Origin of the sequence: Bradyrhizobium sp. STM 3843 (assembly GCF_000239815.1) — a bacterium.
In the GTDB taxonomy this organism is placed as follows: domain Bacteria; phylum Pseudomonadota; class Alphaproteobacteria; order Rhizobiales; family Xanthobacteraceae; genus Bradyrhizobium.
On sequence record NZ_CAFK01000333.1, the window covers coordinates 1 to 14907 of the forward strand.

General features: G+C 64.4%; 17 protein-coding genes. 2 read left to right on the top strand and 15 right to left on the bottom strand.

All coding sequences use genetic code 11. The annotated features are described in order from the left end of the window. Positions 1–247: 247 nt before the first annotated feature. The 5 genes from BRAS3843_RS36420 to BRAS3843_RS36440 form a co-directional block, all read right to left on the bottom strand. Entirely contained in the window at positions 248–985 is a 738-nt protein-coding gene (locus BRAS3843_RS36420) for a tetratricopeptide repeat protein (RefSeq protein WP_008974291.1), read from the bottom strand. A gap of 147 nt (positions 986–1132) precedes the next feature. After that, positions 1133–1993 (bottom strand): amidohydrolase family protein, encoded by an 861-nt coding sequence (locus tag BRAS3843_RS36425; RefSeq protein ID WP_050886596.1) that lies wholly within the window; start codon positions 1991–1993, stop codon positions 1133–1135. 16 nt (positions 1994–2009) lie between these two features. Then, positions 2010–2810, bottom strand: a complete 801-nt coding sequence (locus tag BRAS3843_RS36430) for an SDR family oxidoreductase (RefSeq protein ID WP_008974293.1) — start codon at positions 2808–2810, stop codon at positions 2010–2012. Between the two features lie 10 nt (positions 2811–2820). Next, positions 2821–3369 (bottom strand): hypothetical protein, encoded by a 549-nt coding sequence (locus tag BRAS3843_RS36435; RefSeq protein ID WP_008974294.1) that lies wholly within the window; start codon positions 3367–3369, stop codon positions 2821–2823. Between the two features lie 13 nt (positions 3370–3382). After that, positions 3383–4201 (bottom strand): alpha/beta hydrolase, encoded by an 819-nt coding sequence (locus BRAS3843_RS36440; RefSeq protein ID WP_008974295.1) that lies wholly within the window; start codon positions 4199–4201, stop codon positions 3383–3385. A gap of 116 nt (positions 4202–4317) precedes the next feature. Between BRAS3843_RS36440 and BRAS3843_RS36445 the strand changes: the two genes are divergently transcribed. Next, on the top strand, positions 4318–5256 hold the full coding sequence (locus BRAS3843_RS36445) for a LysR family transcriptional regulator (RefSeq protein WP_277996503.1): 939 nt from the start codon (positions 4318–4320) through the stop codon (positions 5254–5256). 14 nt (positions 5257–5270) lie between these two features. Here the strand turns inward: BRAS3843_RS36445 and BRAS3843_RS36450 are convergent, their stop codons facing one another. The 6 genes from BRAS3843_RS36450 to purC all read right to left on the bottom strand — a co-directional run bounded on the left by BRAS3843_RS36450 (position 5271) and on the right by purC (position 10229). Continuing rightward, on the bottom strand, positions 5271–6578 hold the full coding sequence (locus tag BRAS3843_RS36450) for a C4-dicarboxylate transporter DctA (RefSeq protein WP_008974297.1): 1308 nt from the start codon (positions 6576–6578) through the stop codon (positions 5271–5273). Positions 6579–6819: 241 nt separating this feature from the next. Beyond that, a complete protein-coding gene (locus tag BRAS3843_RS36455) occupies positions 6820–8169 on the bottom strand; it encodes a DUF1236 domain-containing protein (RefSeq protein ID WP_008974298.1) in 1350 nt (449 codons plus the stop codon). A gap of 113 nt (positions 8170–8282) precedes the next feature. After that, entirely contained in the window at positions 8283–8984 is a 702-nt protein-coding gene (purQ, locus tag BRAS3843_RS36460; RefSeq protein WP_008974299.1) for a phosphoribosylformylglycinamidine synthase subunit PurQ, read from the bottom strand. After that, the gene (locus BRAS3843_RS36465; protein WP_008974300.1) at positions 8981–9172 is read right to left on the bottom strand and encodes a hypothetical protein; all 192 of its coding nucleotides are present in this window, start codon (positions 9170–9172) and stop codon (positions 8981–8983) included. The genes purQ and BRAS3843_RS36465 overlap by 4 nt, the downstream gene beginning before the upstream one ends. A gap of 3 nt (positions 9173–9175) precedes the next feature. Continuing rightward, positions 9176–9418 (bottom strand): phosphoribosylformylglycinamidine synthase subunit PurS, encoded by a 243-nt coding sequence (gene purS, locus BRAS3843_RS36470; protein ID WP_008974301.1) that lies wholly within the window; start codon positions 9416–9418, stop codon positions 9176–9178. 43 nt (positions 9419–9461) lie between these two features. Next, positions 9462–10229 (bottom strand): phosphoribosylaminoimidazolesuccinocarboxamide synthase, encoded by a 768-nt coding sequence (gene purC / locus BRAS3843_RS36475; RefSeq protein ID WP_008974302.1) that lies wholly within the window; start codon positions 10227–10229, stop codon positions 9462–9464. Between the two features lie 318 nt (positions 10230–10547). On the opposite strand from purC, the gene BRAS3843_RS36480 reads away from it, so the two are divergent. Next, positions 10548–10871 carry a DUF1476 domain-containing protein gene (locus BRAS3843_RS36480; protein ID WP_008974303.1) on the top strand — a complete coding sequence of 108 codons (324 nt, stop codon included), beginning with the start codon at positions 10548–10550 and terminating at the stop codon, positions 10869–10871. A gap of 81 nt (positions 10872–10952) precedes the next feature. On the opposite strand, the gene cynS is transcribed toward BRAS3843_RS36480, so the two are convergent. The 4 genes from cynS to BRAS3843_RS36500 form a co-directional block, all read right to left on the bottom strand. Continuing rightward, positions 10953–11441: a cyanase gene (gene cynS, locus BRAS3843_RS36485; protein WP_008974304.1), complete on the bottom strand. Its 489-nt coding sequence runs from the start codon at positions 11439–11441 to the stop codon at positions 10953–10955. A 65-nt stretch (positions 11442–11506) separates the two neighbouring features. Beyond that, entirely contained in the window at positions 11507–12442 is a 936-nt protein-coding gene (locus BRAS3843_RS36490) for an ABC transporter ATP-binding protein (RefSeq protein WP_008974305.1), read from the bottom strand. An 8-nt stretch (positions 12443–12450) separates the two neighbouring features. Beyond that, positions 12451–13290 carry a nitrate ABC transporter permease gene (gene ntrB, locus BRAS3843_RS36495; protein WP_008974306.1) on the bottom strand — a complete coding sequence of 280 codons (840 nt, stop codon included), beginning with the start codon at positions 13288–13290 and terminating at the stop codon, positions 12451–12453. A gap of 187 nt (positions 13291–13477) precedes the next feature. Next, complete coding sequence (locus tag BRAS3843_RS36500) at positions 13478–14863, bottom strand: CmpA/NrtA family ABC transporter substrate-binding protein (protein ID WP_008974307.1); 1386 nt, start codon at positions 14861–14863, stop codon at positions 13478–13480. Positions 14864–14907: the final 44 nt, after the last annotated feature.

Sequence of the window (14907 nt, forward strand, 5' to 3'; positions counted from 1 at the left end):
CGAGCTTCAGCCATCCAGGTACCGGCCTGAGCCTGTCAGGGAAGAACGCCTGCGTCTCTCAGACGTGACGCCAAGCACGACCGTGTAGTTGGAGCCGCGATATCCGCGCGACGATCCTGATGCGAGCGGTCAGCGGACACAGGCTTGCGAAGGGGCTCACCGACAGTGAGGCAAATGTCGATATTGGTCGCGCCTGATCAATGTCCGGGTCGCGGCGCAGCGTCCCGGCCACGAATACGACGAAGGCTCACCCCGCGAGCTGCTTCTCCGCAATTGCGATCCATTCCGCCTGCACCTTGCGCACATGGCGTGGAGCCCGCTTCATCTGGATCAGCAGCTCGGTGAAGACCACCTTCGCCTCGGCGATCCGGCCGACCAGCTTGAGTAGCAACCCATAGCGGACTTTGACCTCGCTGCTCGGAGCATAGGCCAACAGCGCGTGGTACTCCTCCAGCGCCTCGTCGGTACGGCCTGCGTCCTGCAGCGCCCGTGCGTAGAGCAGATGCGCTTCGGCGGAATTGTAGTCAGGCCAATCCTTTTGCAGCTCGTCGAGCGTCGCCAGCGCGTCGCCGGGCCGTCTGCGGGCGAACTGCGCCTTGGCTTTGCCCAAGGCGAAGAGCGGCTCATGGCCCATCGGCAGGCTGAGGATATGATCGTAATGGTGCTCGGCCTCATCATAGCGGCCGACCAAGACGCATTCCTCGGCCAACGCCGCCCGGTTGGCGATCGTGTCGGTGATCGCGAGCCGATCCGACAATTCGCGATACTGCTTCTCCGGATCGAGCTTGTTAGCGACGCGCTTGCGCGCCCGTTGCACGTCATGGCTGCCGAGCCATTCCGGCACCACCTCGACCACGATATAGGCGAGCGAGCCGATCAGCGGGACCATCAGGATGATAAAGGCCCAGGGCTGCAGGCGTCCGGTCCGCGCCGCATGATAGATCAGCGTGATGTCGAGCAATAAAACGACCAGTGCGACGGGCACGGCGAAATCCCCACCAACGGACAACTTGCGCGCGCTTTGATAGCGCGACCCTCCCGAACTCACAATCCCGGGTTGACGCAAGCGCCATTCACGACGGATATGTGACGCAGCCGGGCCACATCAGGTTCAAAGGGCGCACGCCGGTCGTCAGCGCGCCGGGGTGTCAAAGCCGAACAACTCGGCAGGATTGTCGACGAGAAGCCGGCGCCGCAACGCATCCGAGGGCGCGATCTCGGCCAAGAGATCGACCAGCGCGACGTCGTCGGGCATCGGACCACTGATGTTGACGTGCGGCCAGTCGCTCCCCCACAGCACGCGCTGCGGCGCGTGCGCGGCGAGACTGAGGGCGAACGGCACGACGTCGTGATAGGGCGCGCCCATCAGCGAGATGCGGTCGGCGCCGCTGAGCTTCACCCAGACCCGTCCGCTGTCGAGCAGGCGAAACAGGATGTCCCGGCATGCTGCGAGGTTCTGGCCAAGATCCGGGCGGGCCATGTGGTCGATGACCACGCGCGCCTCGATCGCAGCGATCAGATCAGCGTAGCGGATGAGATCGGCGCCGGTGACGTGAATGGCAACATGCCAGTCGAACGGCCGCACCAGCGCAAGCACGGCCTGCACGCGCTCCGGCGCCGGCGCGCCACCAAGATGAGCCAGGAAGTTGAAACGCACGCCGCAGACGCCCGCCGCGTCCAAACGCGCGACCGCATCGACCGACACGTCCGGCCCGAGCACGGCGACGCCGCGATAGCGGCCGCGGCCCACGACAAGGGCATCGAGCAGCGGGCGATGGTCCCGGCCATGGCCCTGGCTGTGCACGATGACGGCGCGGTCGAAGCCGAGACCGTCATGCAACTGGCGCAGCGCCGTTTCCGGGGCCTCCGGCGGGGTGAAGCTACGATCGTCCGGCAGCGGAAAGCGATCGAATGGACCGAAGATGTGGCAGTGCGCGTCGCAGGCACCGCGAGGTAGCACGCGGCGCTCGGTCTGGATCGAAATTTCGGACATGGCAGCGCTCCTGGTCTCAGTCACAGCGGGCGCTCATGCCGCCGTCGACGACGATCTCGGTGCCGGTGATGAAGCGGGCCTCGTCGGAAGCGAGAAACAGCGCGGCGTTGGCGGTGTCGCGTCCGTCGCCCATGAAACCGAGCGGAATGCGGGCCTGCCGCGTCCGCAGCAGGGCCGCGACGTCGCCACCGGCACGCTGCCCGGCCAGGCGCGCCTCGACCATCGGGGTGTGCATCTGGCCGGGCACCACGGTGTTCACGCGAACACGCTTCGGCGCGTACTGCACGGCGACGACGCGCGAGAACTGGATCACCGCGGCCTTGGCCGAGGCGTAGCCGACCTGCGCCGACCCGGTCCAGCGGATGCCCGAAGTGGAGGCCGTGTTGACGATGGCGCCGCCGCCCTGCCTTGCCATGTGCGGCAGCACCGACTTGCAGGTCAGGAACACGCTCTTGAGGTTGAGATCGAGCTGCCGGTCCCACCCCTCCTCCGTCAGTTCGACCGGACCGCCCGGCGCCGATCCGCCAACATTGTTGACTAGAATGTCGACCCGTCCGAACGCTGCGATGCAGGCGTCCACCATGGCGGCCACGGCCGCAGCGTCTGTGACGTCGCAGCTGTGAGCGGTGATCGTGCCGCCTTCGGCGTGCGCGCGGGCCAAGGTCTCGTCGATGCGTTCGGCGTTGCTGTCGACGGCAAACACCCTGGCGCCCTCACGCGCGAAGATGACCGCGGCAGCCCGGCCGTTGCCCCAGCCCGGACCAACGCATCCGGCACCGGTGATAATCGCGACCTTGCCGTCCAGGCGCTTCGTCATGACCGTCTCCTCAGGGCTCCAGTTCCGGCTTCTCGCCGTCCGGCAGGCCGATATCGAAGGCGTTAAGAGTGAGCGCCACCAGCGCGTAGTAGCCGATGATGCCGACGAGATCGACCACGCCGCGTTCGCCGAGGGCCTCGGTCGCAGCCGCATGCAGATCGTCCGGTACCCGGCCGGTCGCGAGCAGCACTTTCGTGTAGTCGTGAACCAGCTTCGCTTTGGTATCGGTGAGCTTCGGCGCGCGCCGCTCCGCGATCGCGCTGATGACGGCCGGGTCGATTCCGGCCGCAAGCCCGTCACGCTTGTGAGCGTACCACTCGAAATGAGAGGTCCAGTGCCGCGCGGTGACCAAGATCGCAAGCTCGGACAACGCTGCTGGCAAGCACGTGTCGTAGCGCACGAACTCGCCGAGCTTCTGGGCGCGACGCCCGAGCTCCGGACTGTGCAGCCAGGCCCGCAGCGGCGCCGGGATGCGGCCACGCTTTCCCGCGATGGCCTCCTCCGCAACTGCACGCTGTGCGTCATCCATATCGGCGATAGCAAGCTCTCTGATGCGCATGCGATCACTCCGGTCAGGACACGCAAGGCAGGACCGGCTGAGCTGCCGGCTGCGCAAGGAAAGCGAGCAGCCGCCGCGCCATCTCGGCCGGCGCCTGCACCTGCATCAGATGACCGGCCTCGTCGATCCTCGCATAGTCGGCATGCGGGATCGTCCGCGCCAGTGCCGCGACCTGCGGCTCCGGCCGCAACAGATCATGCGCCCCGGCGAGCAGCAGACAGCGATGCGGGATATCCCGCAGACGCCCGAGCAGGTCGACCTTGGCGAAGGCGAGATTGTTGTGCGCATAGCCGACCGGATCATTGCCGAGGAAGCGACCGAGATAGGTGAGATATGCATCGCGGTCACGCCGCAGGGCGGGCGGATAGGAGCGATCGAGCGTCTCGGCCGCCACGGCACGCATGCCCGAGCGGATGCACAGCTCAGAGCGCCGGGTCAGATAGTGCACGCGATCGGCATCGACGCTAAGCGCAGGGGCGCACAGCGCCAGCGAGGACACGCGGTCCGGATGCGCCAGCGCGAAGCTGACCGCCACCGCGGCCCCGGCCGCGACGCCGGCAATATCGACGGCCCCATCGATCCCGAGCGCCGTCAGCAGCCGCTCGAGATCGCCGACATGATCATCGAAACTGAAAGACGAACGCGGCTTTTCCGACAGTCCGGCGCCGCGCAGATCATGGCGCAGGACACGCCGACCGTCGCCGAGCTCGGCCATCAACGCATCGAAGCTTTCGAGGCTGCCGCCGAGCTCATGCAACAGCACGAGCGTCTGCGCTCCCTTGCCCCGCATCTCATAGCGCAGGGTCAGTCCGTCGAGATGTATCCAGTTCATGGGCAAAGGGCTCGTCTCATTCTGGTCGGCGCCGGCGGGAGGGCGCGGTTTGACTCGTCATGCCCCGCTTGCAATAAACCGCGGCGGGCGGCGGCGCAGAGGACACGGCCATCGACATCCGCGAGCTTCGTTACTTCGTACAGGTGGCGCGCGCCGGCAGCCTGAGCCGGGCGTCGGCGATGCTCAACGTCGCGCAGTCCGCCCTGAGCCGACAGCTGATGAAGCTGGAGGATGAGCTCGGCGTCGCACTGCTGGTCCGGCACGGCCGCGGCGTCCGTCTGACCCGCGCGGGCACCACGTTTCTCGATCATGCTCATGCCGTGCTGCTGCAGATCGATCAGATGCCGGGCGCTGTCCGCTCGCTGGACTCGAGCTTTGCCGGCCACATCGTGCTGGGCGTGCCGCCCGTCGCCGGCCTGCGGATTGCGCCGTCGGTGGTGGTGGAGCTGCGCAAGCGCTGGCCCCAGGCTTCCGTGCAGATCCGCGAAGGTATCAGCTCCTCGCTCGAGGAGTGGCTGCTGGACCGCCGACTCGACATCGCCGTGCTCTACAATCCGCCGCCGCTCGACGGCATCGAGCTTGCGCCCATCCTGCACGAGCGCATGGTCGTCGCCGGCCCTCCGGCCGAAAGCGGGCAGCCGGTGGCCAAGACGATCCGCTGGCGCGAGCTGGCCGGATTGTCGCTCATCCTGCCGAGCCTTCCGCACAGCAACCGACGCCTGATCGAGCAGGCTGCGATCCAGAACGGCGCCCGGCTCAACGTCGCCTTCGAGGTCGACAGCGTGAGCATGACCAAGGCGATGGTCAAGCGTGGCCTGGGTGCGACGATCCTCGCCTATTCGGCGGTGGCGGCCGAAGCCAAGCGCGGCGAGCTCACTGTCCGGTCGATCGAACGGCCGCCCTTGATCTCGACCGTCTCGATCGGCATGCCGCGCGAGCGGCAGCCGACCTGGCTGGCAGACCAACTGCTGGCGCTGATGCGCGAAGTGATCTCGCGATGTGTCGCCGACGGCAGCTGGCCTGACGCCAAGATCATCGACGGCTACGTGCGCTGAAGCCTGCGCCGAGCTCATTCGCCTGCACCGACGATGGCAGCGCGTGCATCATCGGCCTCCTCTGCAAGAGGCGCCGCAACGCCGCGCGCGAGATAAGCATCGAGCTTGGCCGTATCCAGCGCATTCTCCCAGCGTGCGATCACAAAGACGGCGACCGTATTGCCGATGACGTTGGTGAGCGCCGTGCAGGTGGCCATCAGCCGATCGATCCCGAACAGCAGGCCGAGGCCGTTGAGTGGCAGCACCCTCACGGACTGAAGCGTTGCTGCGAGCTTGATGAAGGCGCCACCCGCAACCGTCGTGCCGCCCTTCGATGTCAGCAGCATCACCGCAAGCACCGCCACCTGCTGGCCGTAGGTAAACGGCGTGTCGGTGGCCTGCGCGATAAAGCCGACCGCAATCGCCATGTAGATGCCCGTGCCGTCGAGATTGAAGCTGTAGCCGGCCGGCAGGACGAAGCCAACGATCGAGCCATCGCAGCCGGCCTGCTGCAGCTTCTGCATCAAGCGCGGCAGCGCGACCTCTCCGGAGGCCGTGCCGAGCACCAGCAGCAGCTCCTCGCGGATGAGCCGCAGCAGCTTGAGCAGCGACAGTCGCATGATCGCGCAGACGCTGCCAAGCACGACGGCCACGAAGAGAATGGCCGTGATCCAGTAGAGCAGCACGACCTTGCCGAGATAAAGCAGCGTGGCGCCGCCATGGGCGCCGATCGCGGCCGCCATCGCGCCGAAAGCGCCCAGGGGCGCGAGCTTCATGATGAAGCCGAGCATGCGGAACAGCACATCCTGCCCCTCCTCGATGCCGTGCAGGATCGCCGAGTCCTTCTTCAAGCCGACGCTGAGGGCTGCGCCCACCAGCACGGAGATGAACAGGACCTGGAGGATCTCGCCCTTGGCGAAGGCGTCGACGATTGTGCTCGGAATGATGCTGAGGAAGAAGCCGATTGCGGTGAAGTTGCTCGCCGAGTTGGAGATGCGCGTTACGCTCTCACTGAGCGCGAGATTGCTCGCATGGAGCCCATTGCCGGGCTGGAACACGTTGACCGCGATGAAGCCCGCGACCATGCCGAGCGTGGTCAGGATCTCGAAATAAAGCAGGGCCTTGAAGGCGAGGCGGCCGAGTTGCCGCATGTCGCGCACGTGGGTCAGCCCGAGCACGACGGAGCAGAAGATGATGGGCCCGAGCATCATGCGCAGCAGCGCGATGAAGCCGTCGCCGAGCGGTTTCATCTGGGTGGCCGCCTCGGGCGCCATCAGGCCGAAGACGATCGCGAGCACGATCGCAATCAAGACTTGGACATAAAGCTGGCGGATGGTCGCCATGGCTCGTTTCGCTCCCCTCATGGACGAGATGAAATTCTCGTTCCGTTCGCGAGCGAACTAGAGCAGACGCGTGCGTGCTATGTCCAAATCAATCTTCAGATAGGAATCTATGCCGGATCGGCATGGCTTGGCGTCGGAGCGACTTGGCGTCGAGCGGCTCGGCGTCGGAGCGATGCAACGCCGGGACAGGCGAAAAGCAGCGGGAGGCACGCCGGCTACGGCATGCCTCCCTGACACTCTGCTACTGCTGCTGATCGATCACCTGCACCACCTTCTGGTTCTGCGGGTCAACCAGCACGACCTGATCGCCGATCGCCAGATACTGATACGACGCCAACTCCGGGTTGCTGCGCGCGAGTTCGTCCGGCACACGCCTCAACGACAGGCAGGTCGATCCTGATGAGGACGAACCCGATGATGTCGAAGTCGAGCCCACCGTGCCCGTTGAGGTGGCGGAGCGGAGCAGGATCTGGCGCTGTTCATCGGACAGCGTCACGCGGGTGCTGCCATAGCCGCCGCCATAGCGATCAGCGCTGGTGTAACCGCCGCGTTCCGGAATGACGTCGACGATCTCGCGGCTGTGCGGATCGATGATCGCGATGTCGTCATGCACCACGGTGTATTCGTAGCCGCGATATTCCGGCACGATCGACACGATATCCGAGGGCAGCGGGCGCGGCCGCACCCGCTCGGGCAGACGTTCGCCGACATTGACGTTGATGTTGATGTCGGTCCGCGCCTGATCGATGTCGCGATCGCGGCGCAGCCGATCGATGACCTGCGTACGCTGCTGGTCGTTCACCGAGACTTTGGTATTCGAGCGATTGCGATCAGGCTGATTCTGAGCCTGGCCGGTGGCTTGTCCCGGCTGTGTATTCTGCTGGGCCGTCGAGCCGGTATTGTCCGGGCGATTCGGCTGGGCCGCCTGATTGTTGCGCTCGGTGCCCTGCTTCTCCGCCGCACGATCAGGACCTTTGCGCTCGTCCTGGCTCTGCTGCGTGGAGCCGGTCGAATTGCGATCGTGACGATCGGCTTCACGGTCCTGGCGCTGATTCGGCTGGCCCGATCTGCTGGTCTCGGCCGCGCGATTGTCGCCCTTACGCTCGTCCGCCTGGCCCTGCTGCCGCTTGGTCTCGGCCGACTCCTTGGCGTCCCGACTGTCGCGCTGATCGCGATCGCGCTGCACGGTCGAGTGTTCCGCCTTGTCGGATTGTGCAGCGCCGGGTCCAGCCTTGTCGGACTGCGCCGCATCCTTGGCCGCGCCTGGACCAGAACCCTGGCCGACCGTCTGCCTGCTATCGCGGGACGGCCGCTCCGTGGCCTGCTCGCGACCAGGCGAGGCTTCGCCGCGCCGCGGCTCCTGCGCGCTCTGCTTGGTCTCAGATTGAGCAGCATGTGGGCCGGCGGCAGAGCCTTTGGCCTCCGCGCCGGGACGGCTTGCTTCGCGTGATGATTCTGCCGAAGGCTGCGCGCCGCGTGCGCCCTCATGCTTCATGTCGGATGGGCCCTGGGCGATTGCGCCGCCCGAGCCGATCGCCATCGCAAGCGCGATAGCAGCAGTACCAAGCCAGTATTTGGATGCCGTCGTCATAGAGAACCTCCTCCAGTTCCCTGCCCCGTTTTGTGGGCGGACAACGCAAACACCGGCCAGCCGTTGCGCGGCGGGACAACAAAAAATATCGGAACGAATCCGGTTAAGCCGGATCAGGCCGCACGATCCAGATGCGCGACGAGTCCGGCGAACAGACCACGGCCGTCGGTGCAGCCCATGATGTCTTCGACGTGATTCTCGGGATGCGGCATCATGCCGAGCACATTCCCGTTCTCGTTGACGATGCCGGCGATCGAATGCGCCGCGCCATTGATGTTGGCGCCGGCATCGACGGCACCTTCCGGCGAGCAGTAGCGGTACAGGATGCGTCCGTCACCTTCGAGACGCTTCAAGGTCTCTTCATCGGCTTCGTAGTTGCCCTCGCCGTGAGCAACCGGCACACGGATCACCTGTCCGGCGTTATAGCCGCGCGTGAAGGGCGAATCCGATCGCTCGACCCGCAGATGCACATCCTTGCAGATGAATTTGAGCTTCTCGTTGCGCATCAGCACGCCCGGCAGCAGCCCGGACTCGCAGAGGATCTGGAAGCCGTTGCAGACGCCGAGCACGAGCCCGCCCTTAGCAGCGAAATCGCGCACGGCATCCATGACAGGCGCCCGCGCGGCGATCGCGCCACAGCGCAGATAATCGCCATAGGAGAAGCCGCCAGGCACCACGACGAGGTCTGTGCCCTTCGGCAGCGACGTCTCCGCGTGCCAGACCATCGCCGGTTCATGACCGGAGATCAGGCGCAACGAGCGCGCCATGTCGCGTTCGCGGTTGATGCCGGGAAAGACGAGGACGGCGGATTTCATGGTGTGCGTTCGCCTGTTCTTGAGCTGATGTTCATGCGTTGCGCCGCGACCGTGCCGAGGTCCGCCAACAGCTCTCCATTGAAAGCTCGCGCATCAGCAAGCAACTCATTGACCGAATTTTCGAGGCTGGTGATTGCACGCGAAATCTCCAGCACAAGGTCGCAGGGCTGGAGATCCGTGGATGCCATCGCCTACCCCAGCAGCTCGACCCGGTAATTCTCGATCACCGTGTTGGCGAGCAGCTTGTCGGCGGCTTCCTTCAGGGCGGCCTCCGCCTTGGCCTTGTCGGCGCCGGCGAGTTCGATGTCGAACACCTTGCCCTGCCGGACGCTGGCAACGCCGTCGACGCCGAGCGATTTCAGCGCACCCTCGATCGCTTTGCCTTGCGGATCGAGAATGCCGGATTTCAGCGTCACCGTGACACGCGCTTTCACGTCACCCACCTTCATAAACCTTGCAGCCATAAACCTTGCAGCGTCAGCTCTTGACCAGCACCGGGCCGGAGCCGGCCGGCCGCTCGTTTTCCATCAGGATGCCGAGCCGCTTGGCGACCTCGGTATAGGCCTCCAAGAGCCCGCCGAGATCACGGCGGAAACGGTCCTTGTCGAGCTTCTCGTTCGACTTGATGTCCCACAGCCGGCACGAATCCGGGGAGATTTCGTCGGCGACGATGATGCGCATCATCTCGTTCTCGAACAGCCGGCCGCACTCCATCTTGAAGTCGACCAGGCGGATGCCGATCCCGAGGAAGAGCCCGGTCAGGAAATCATTGACGCGGATGGCGAGCGCCATGATGTCGTCGATCTCCTGCGGGGTCGCCCAGCCGAACGCCGTGATGTGCTCCTCGGAGACCATGGGGTCGTTGAGCTGGTCGTTCTTGTAATAGAACTCGATGATCGAGCGCGGCAGCTGGGTGCCCTCCTCGATGCCGAGGCGCTGCGACAGCGACCCCGCCGCCACGTTGCGCACCACCACCTCGAGCGGCACGATCTCGACCTCGCGAATCAGCTGCTCGCGCATGTTGAGACGGCGGATGAAATGGGTCGGCACCCCGATGTCGTTCAGGTGCTGAAACAGGTACTCCGAAATCCGGTTGTTGAGGACGCCCTTCCCCTCGATCACCTGGTGCTTCTTGGCATTGAACGCGGTCGCATCGTCCTTGAAGTGCTGGATCAGGGTACCAGGCTCGGGACCTTCGTACAGGACCTTCGCCTTACCTTCATAAATGCGACGCCGGCGGCTCATTGGGATGTACCGTGTTTTGTTAAAATCCATGAACTGGTAGGCTCCGGACGATTTGGGACAGGACCACGACGGAGCTGCCGCGAAGGCCTGGACCTGAGGGAAACAGAACAAGAACCGGGCCTGGAGGAAACCTATCTGATTGGCTCGGCGAGCACAATCGATCCGGGCCGACGAGACGGAGTTTTACCATTCTTCCCTGCGGCGTCGTGCCAACTGCCTTGGCATTGTCTTGACGAGATGTTCCAATTATTTAGGCAGCCGGACCCTCGCCCGCAACCGCCGCTCCGGCCCCTTTCGGCAACCCTGGAACTTCCGGCTATGACCACATTCGACAAGCGCGAAGAAGCCTTCGAAACACAGTTCGTCCACGACGCGGAGCTCAAGTTCAAGGCAGAGGCCCGTCGCAACCGTCTGCTGGGCCTGTGGGCGGCCGAAAAGCTTGGCAAGAGCGGCGCCGATGCCGACACCTATGCCAAGGATATTGTCGCGACCGAATTCGAGGAAGGCGGCGATGCCGCCGTGCTGAGCAAGGTACTGGGCGACCTCGCAGCCAAGGGTGTCGCGGTCACCGAACAGGACGTGCTGACCAAGATGACCGAGCTGCTGGCGGTGGCGGTCGCGCAGGTGAAGGCAGGGACTTAAGCCGAATAGCGAGTGGCGAATAGGGATTGTTCATCCCCGACTCGCTACTCGCAATTCACCATTCGTTCCTTGCTATTCGCTCTATTCTTCCTTGAATCCATATTCCGGCACGTTGCCGCTGGCGCCGTAATATTTGTAGGGCAGGAACTTGCCGGACATCGTGATCTTGACGCGGTCCCCCTTCGGGTTCGGCAACCGCTCCATTACCATGTCGAAGTCGATCGCCGACATGATGCCGTCGCCGAACTCCTCCTGGATCAGCTCCTTCCAGGCCGGGCCGTTGATCATCACGAGCTCGTAGAAGCGGTAGATGAGCGGATCGGTCGGCGGCATGGTCACGCCCTCGCCGCGCATCGGCGTCTCGTTCAGCATCGCGACCTCGCTCTTCGAGAGCCCGAACAGCTCGCCGGCATTGGCCGCCTGCGGCTTGGTCAGCTTCATCTGGCCGAGAATGGCGCCGACGATCAGCACCTCGGAATAGCCGCCGATCTTCTCGCAGATATGTTTCCAGCTCCAGCCCTTCTCGCGCTTGATGTCGAGCAGCTTCTCGGTGAGTTCGGATCGTTTCATGCTGGGTCTCCCTTTCGCCTCCGTCATGCCCGGCCTTGTGCCGGGCATCCACGTCTTGAAATTGCTCACGAAGACGTCAATGGCCGGGCCAAACCCGGCCATGACGCCTGCCGTGATTCCACCGCTTGCTGCTCCACCCCGGACGTGATCGTCAGTTCGGGTTTCCCGATCCGCACCAGCGGCACCTTGCGCGGATCGTGATCGGGCCTGTCGGAGGTGAAGGTCTTGCTGCGGCTGACCAGGAAATCGATGATGTGGTTGCGCACGCCGTAATAGAGCGGATGGCGGTGCAGATCGCCGCGCAAGCGCTCCTTCGGCAACGGATTCTCGACGATCTCCGCCAGCACCGCACCGGGACCATTGGTCATCAGCACGATCTTGTCGGCGAGATAGATCGCTTCATCGACGTCATGCGTGATCATGAACACGGTCTGCCCGGTCTCCAGACAGATGCGCCGGACCTCATCCTGCAACGTCCCACGCGTCAGCGCATCCAGCGCCGAGAACGGCTCGTCCATCAGCATGATCTTCGGCGTGATCGAGAGCGCGCGGGCAATGCCGACGCGCTGCTTCATGCCGCCGGAGAGTTCGGATGGCCGCTTGTGCTCGGAGCCGGACAGGCCGACGAGATCAATGAAGCTTTGCGCGTGCGCCTTGACCTTGACGCGATCCCAGTTGCGCCATTTCGAGCTGACCGCATAGGCCACATTGCCGAGCACGCTGCGCCAGGGCAACAGCGCATGGCTCTGGAAGATCACGGCACGATCGAGGCTCGGCCCTTCGATCGCCTGACCATCGACGATGACGGCGCCTTTGCTGGGGCTGTCGAGGCCGGCGAGGATGTTGAGCACCGTGGTCTTGCCGCAGCCGGAATGGCCGATCACGCAGACGAACTCGCCGCGGGCCACCGCAAGCCACAGATCATCGAAAATGGTCGTCTCGCGCGCGCCGCTATCGTAGCGCTTGGCGATACCTTCAATGGAGATGAATTTGTCGGGCATGGCGCATCTCACTCCGGAAACGTGACGAGCCGCGCAAAGCGCGCCAGGATCTGGTCGAGCGCCATGCCGACGAGGCCGATCAGGAGGATCGCGATGATCACATTGGTGATCGAGAGATTGTTCCACTCGTTCCAGACGAAGTAGCCGATGCCGGTGCCGCCGACGAGCATCTCGGCGGCGACGATCACGAGCCAGGCGATCCCGATCGAAATCCGCATGCCGGTGAGGATGGTGGGCGCGGCTGCGGGCAGGATCACCGTGAAGGCGCGTCTGAGGTGGCCGACCTCGAGCGTGCGCGCGACGTTGATCCACTCCTTGCGCACGCTCGCGACGCCGAAGGCGGTGTTGATCAGCATCGGCCAGACCGAGCAGATGAAGATCACGAAGATCGCCGACAGGCTGGAGTCCTTGATCGTGTAGAGCGCAAGCGGCATCCAGGCCAGTGGCGAGATCGGTTTGAGGATCTGGATGAACGGATCGAGCGCACGGCTCATCAACGGCGACATGCCGATCAGGAAGCCGAGCGGGATGGCGATGACCACCGCGATCAGATAGCCGAGCATCACGCGGGCGATCGAATAGCCAAGCTGGATGCCGAGCCCCTTGTCATTGGGGCCGTTGTCGTAGAACGGCCGCTTGAGGTGCTCCCAGAGCTTGGCGCCGACATCGAGCGGGCCTGGCATCGCCGACTTGCCCTGGGTTGCCGTCAGCCCCATCAGCTTGGCGTATTTGGGGCTCATATTAGTCGCCGGCCCGACACTGCGCGTGGCGAGGTGCCAGGCGGCGAGGAAGACGGCGAGCAGCAGAATGGAGACGATGCCGGCGCGCAGGCGGAGGGAGGCGGTCATGCCCGACGGCCTCTGCAAAAACAGGTGTCGTCCCGGCGAACGCCGGGACCCATAACCACCGAACTCAGTTGATGGACAAGATCGTCGTTGCGGTCCGTGCCCCACGACAGGTCACGGAGTATGGGTCCCCGCGTTCGCAGGGACGACAGCAACGGCTTGGTCGGCAGCGCCGCGCTTATCCTCTCCATCACGACGCCTTCTTGATCTTGAAGCTCGCGACATAGTCGTCGGGCTTGTCCGGATCGAAGGTCTTCCCCATCACTGCAAACGACTTGTAGGACTCCTTGGGCGGCGTGAGCCCCATCTCGGCCATTACTTTGCGGGTGTCGGTGGCGAGATAGATCTGCTCGGCGACGGCCTTGTAGTCGACCTCGCCCTTGATCTGGCCCCAGCGCTTCATCTGGGTCAGCATCCACACCGCGAACGATTGCCAGGGGAAGGGATCGAAATCGACCCGTTTCGGATCGGTCTTCACGCCGCCGAGCCCGTCGGCATAGGTGCCGGTCAGAACCTGCTCCAGCACCGTGACCGGCGCGTTGATGTAGTTGGCGGGCGCAATGGCTTCCGCGATCTGCTTGCGATTGTCGGCCTTGGAGGCATAGGCAGTGGCATCGACGATCGCCCGGGTCAGCGCCGCAAAACTGTTCGGCGCTGTCGCGATGAACTCGCGGCTGGCGGCGAAGCTGCAGCAGGGATGGCCGTCCCAGATCTCCTTGGACAGGATGTGGAGATAGCCGACGCCGTCATAGATCGCGCGCTGGCAGATGTTGTCGGGCGCCAGGAAGCCGTCGATGTTGTCGGCGCGCAGGTTGGCCACCATCTCCGGCGGCGGCACCGAGCGCAGCTGCACGTCGGTATCGGGATCGATGCCGTGCTCGGCGAGATAATAGCGCAACAGGTAGTTGTGCATCGAATAGTCGAACGGAATGGCGAACTTCATGCCCTTCCAGTCCTTCGGATCGCGCCTGTCCTTGTGCTTCATCGAAAGCACGATGCCCTGCCCGTTGATGTTCTCGATCGCTGGCACGGCAAACGGGATCGGCTGTGCGCCCAGGCCGAGCGAGATCGCGATCGGCATCGGCGCCAGCATGTGGGACGCGTCATATTCCTTGTTGATGGTCTTGTCGCGAATGACAGCCCAGCCGGCGGTCTTCACCACCTCCACATTGAGACCGGCCTTGGCATAGAAGCCAAGCGGCGCGGCCATGATGATCGGCGTGGCGCAGGTGATCGGGATGAAGCCGACCTTGAGATCCTTCTTCTCCGGCGTTCCAGCTTCAGCGAAGGCTTCAGTCGCAAGCTTCAGCGGGAGGAATTGCGACAGCGCGGCAAGCGCTGTCGCAGCCCCAACCGATTTCAGGAAAGCGCGGCGCGTCGCTGTTTGCGGAAACACCGCGCGCAGCACGGCGGACGCGACCACGTTCTCATAGCGCTTGTCGCGGCTCTCCGCGACCGGTTCGCAACGCAATGCCAGCCTGGCCTGATCATGTTCGGCCGAGCTGCGATGCTGGCCACAGATGCAGCCTGCGTTCACGCTGCTCTCGGCATCGAACGGATCATCGAAAATCGACATGTGCTGCGCCCCTTTGTCGCACTGGCCTGCGCGGATGCGTGCCG

What these genes read in the sequence shown, in the direction of transcription:
- BRAS3843_RS36425 (WP_050886596.1), bottom strand. Translation starts at nt 1,993, where the DNA reads ATGTCCGAAATTTCGATCCAGACCGAGCGCCGCGTGCTACCTCGCGGT.
- BRAS3843_RS36430 (WP_008974293.1), bottom strand. Translation starts at nt 2,810, where the DNA reads ATGACGAAGCGCCTGGACGGCAAGGTCGCGATTATCACCGGTGCCGGA.
- BRAS3843_RS36435 (WP_008974294.1), bottom strand. Translation starts at nt 3,369, where the DNA reads ATGCGCATCAGAGAGCTTGCTATCGCCGATATGGATGACGCACAGCGT.
- BRAS3843_RS36440 (WP_008974295.1), bottom strand. Translation starts at nt 4,201, where the DNA reads ATGAACTGGATACATCTCGACGGACTGACCCTGCGCTATGAGATGCGG.
- BRAS3843_RS36450 (WP_008974297.1), bottom strand. Translation starts at nt 6,578, where the DNA reads ATGGCGACCATCCGCCAGCTTTATGTCCAAGTCTTGATTGCGATCGTG.
- BRAS3843_RS36455 (WP_008974298.1), bottom strand. Translation starts at nt 8,169, where the DNA reads ATGACGACGGCATCCAAATACTGGCTTGGTACTGCTGCTATCGCGCTT.
- purQ (WP_008974299.1), bottom strand. Translation starts at nt 8,984, where the DNA reads ATGAAATCCGCCGTCCTCGTCTTTCCCGGCATCAACCGCGAACGCGAC.
- BRAS3843_RS36465 (WP_008974300.1), bottom strand. Translation starts at nt 9,172, where the DNA reads ATGGCATCCACGGATCTCCAGCCCTGCGACCTTGTGCTGGAGATTTCG.
- purC (WP_008974302.1), bottom strand. Translation starts at nt 10,229, where the DNA reads ATGAGCCGCCGGCGTCGCATTTATGAAGGTAAGGCGAAGGTCCTGTAC.
- BRAS3843_RS36480 (WP_008974303.1), top strand. Translation starts at nt 10,548, where the DNA reads ATGACCACATTCGACAAGCGCGAAGAAGCCTTCGAAACACAGTTCGTC.
- cynS (WP_008974304.1), bottom strand. Translation starts at nt 11,441, where the DNA reads ATGAAACGATCCGAACTCACCGAGAAGCTGCTCGACATCAAGCGCGAG.
- BRAS3843_RS36490 (WP_008974305.1), bottom strand. Translation starts at nt 12,442, where the DNA reads ATGCCCGACAAATTCATCTCCATTGAAGGTATCGCCAAGCGCTACGAT.
- ntrB (WP_008974306.1), bottom strand. Translation starts at nt 13,290, where the DNA reads ATGACCGCCTCCCTCCGCCTGCGCGCCGGCATCGTCTCCATTCTGCTG.
- BRAS3843_RS36500 (WP_008974307.1), bottom strand. Translation starts at nt 14,863, where the DNA reads ATGTCGATTTTCGATGATCCGTTCGATGCCGAGAGCAGCGTGAACGCA.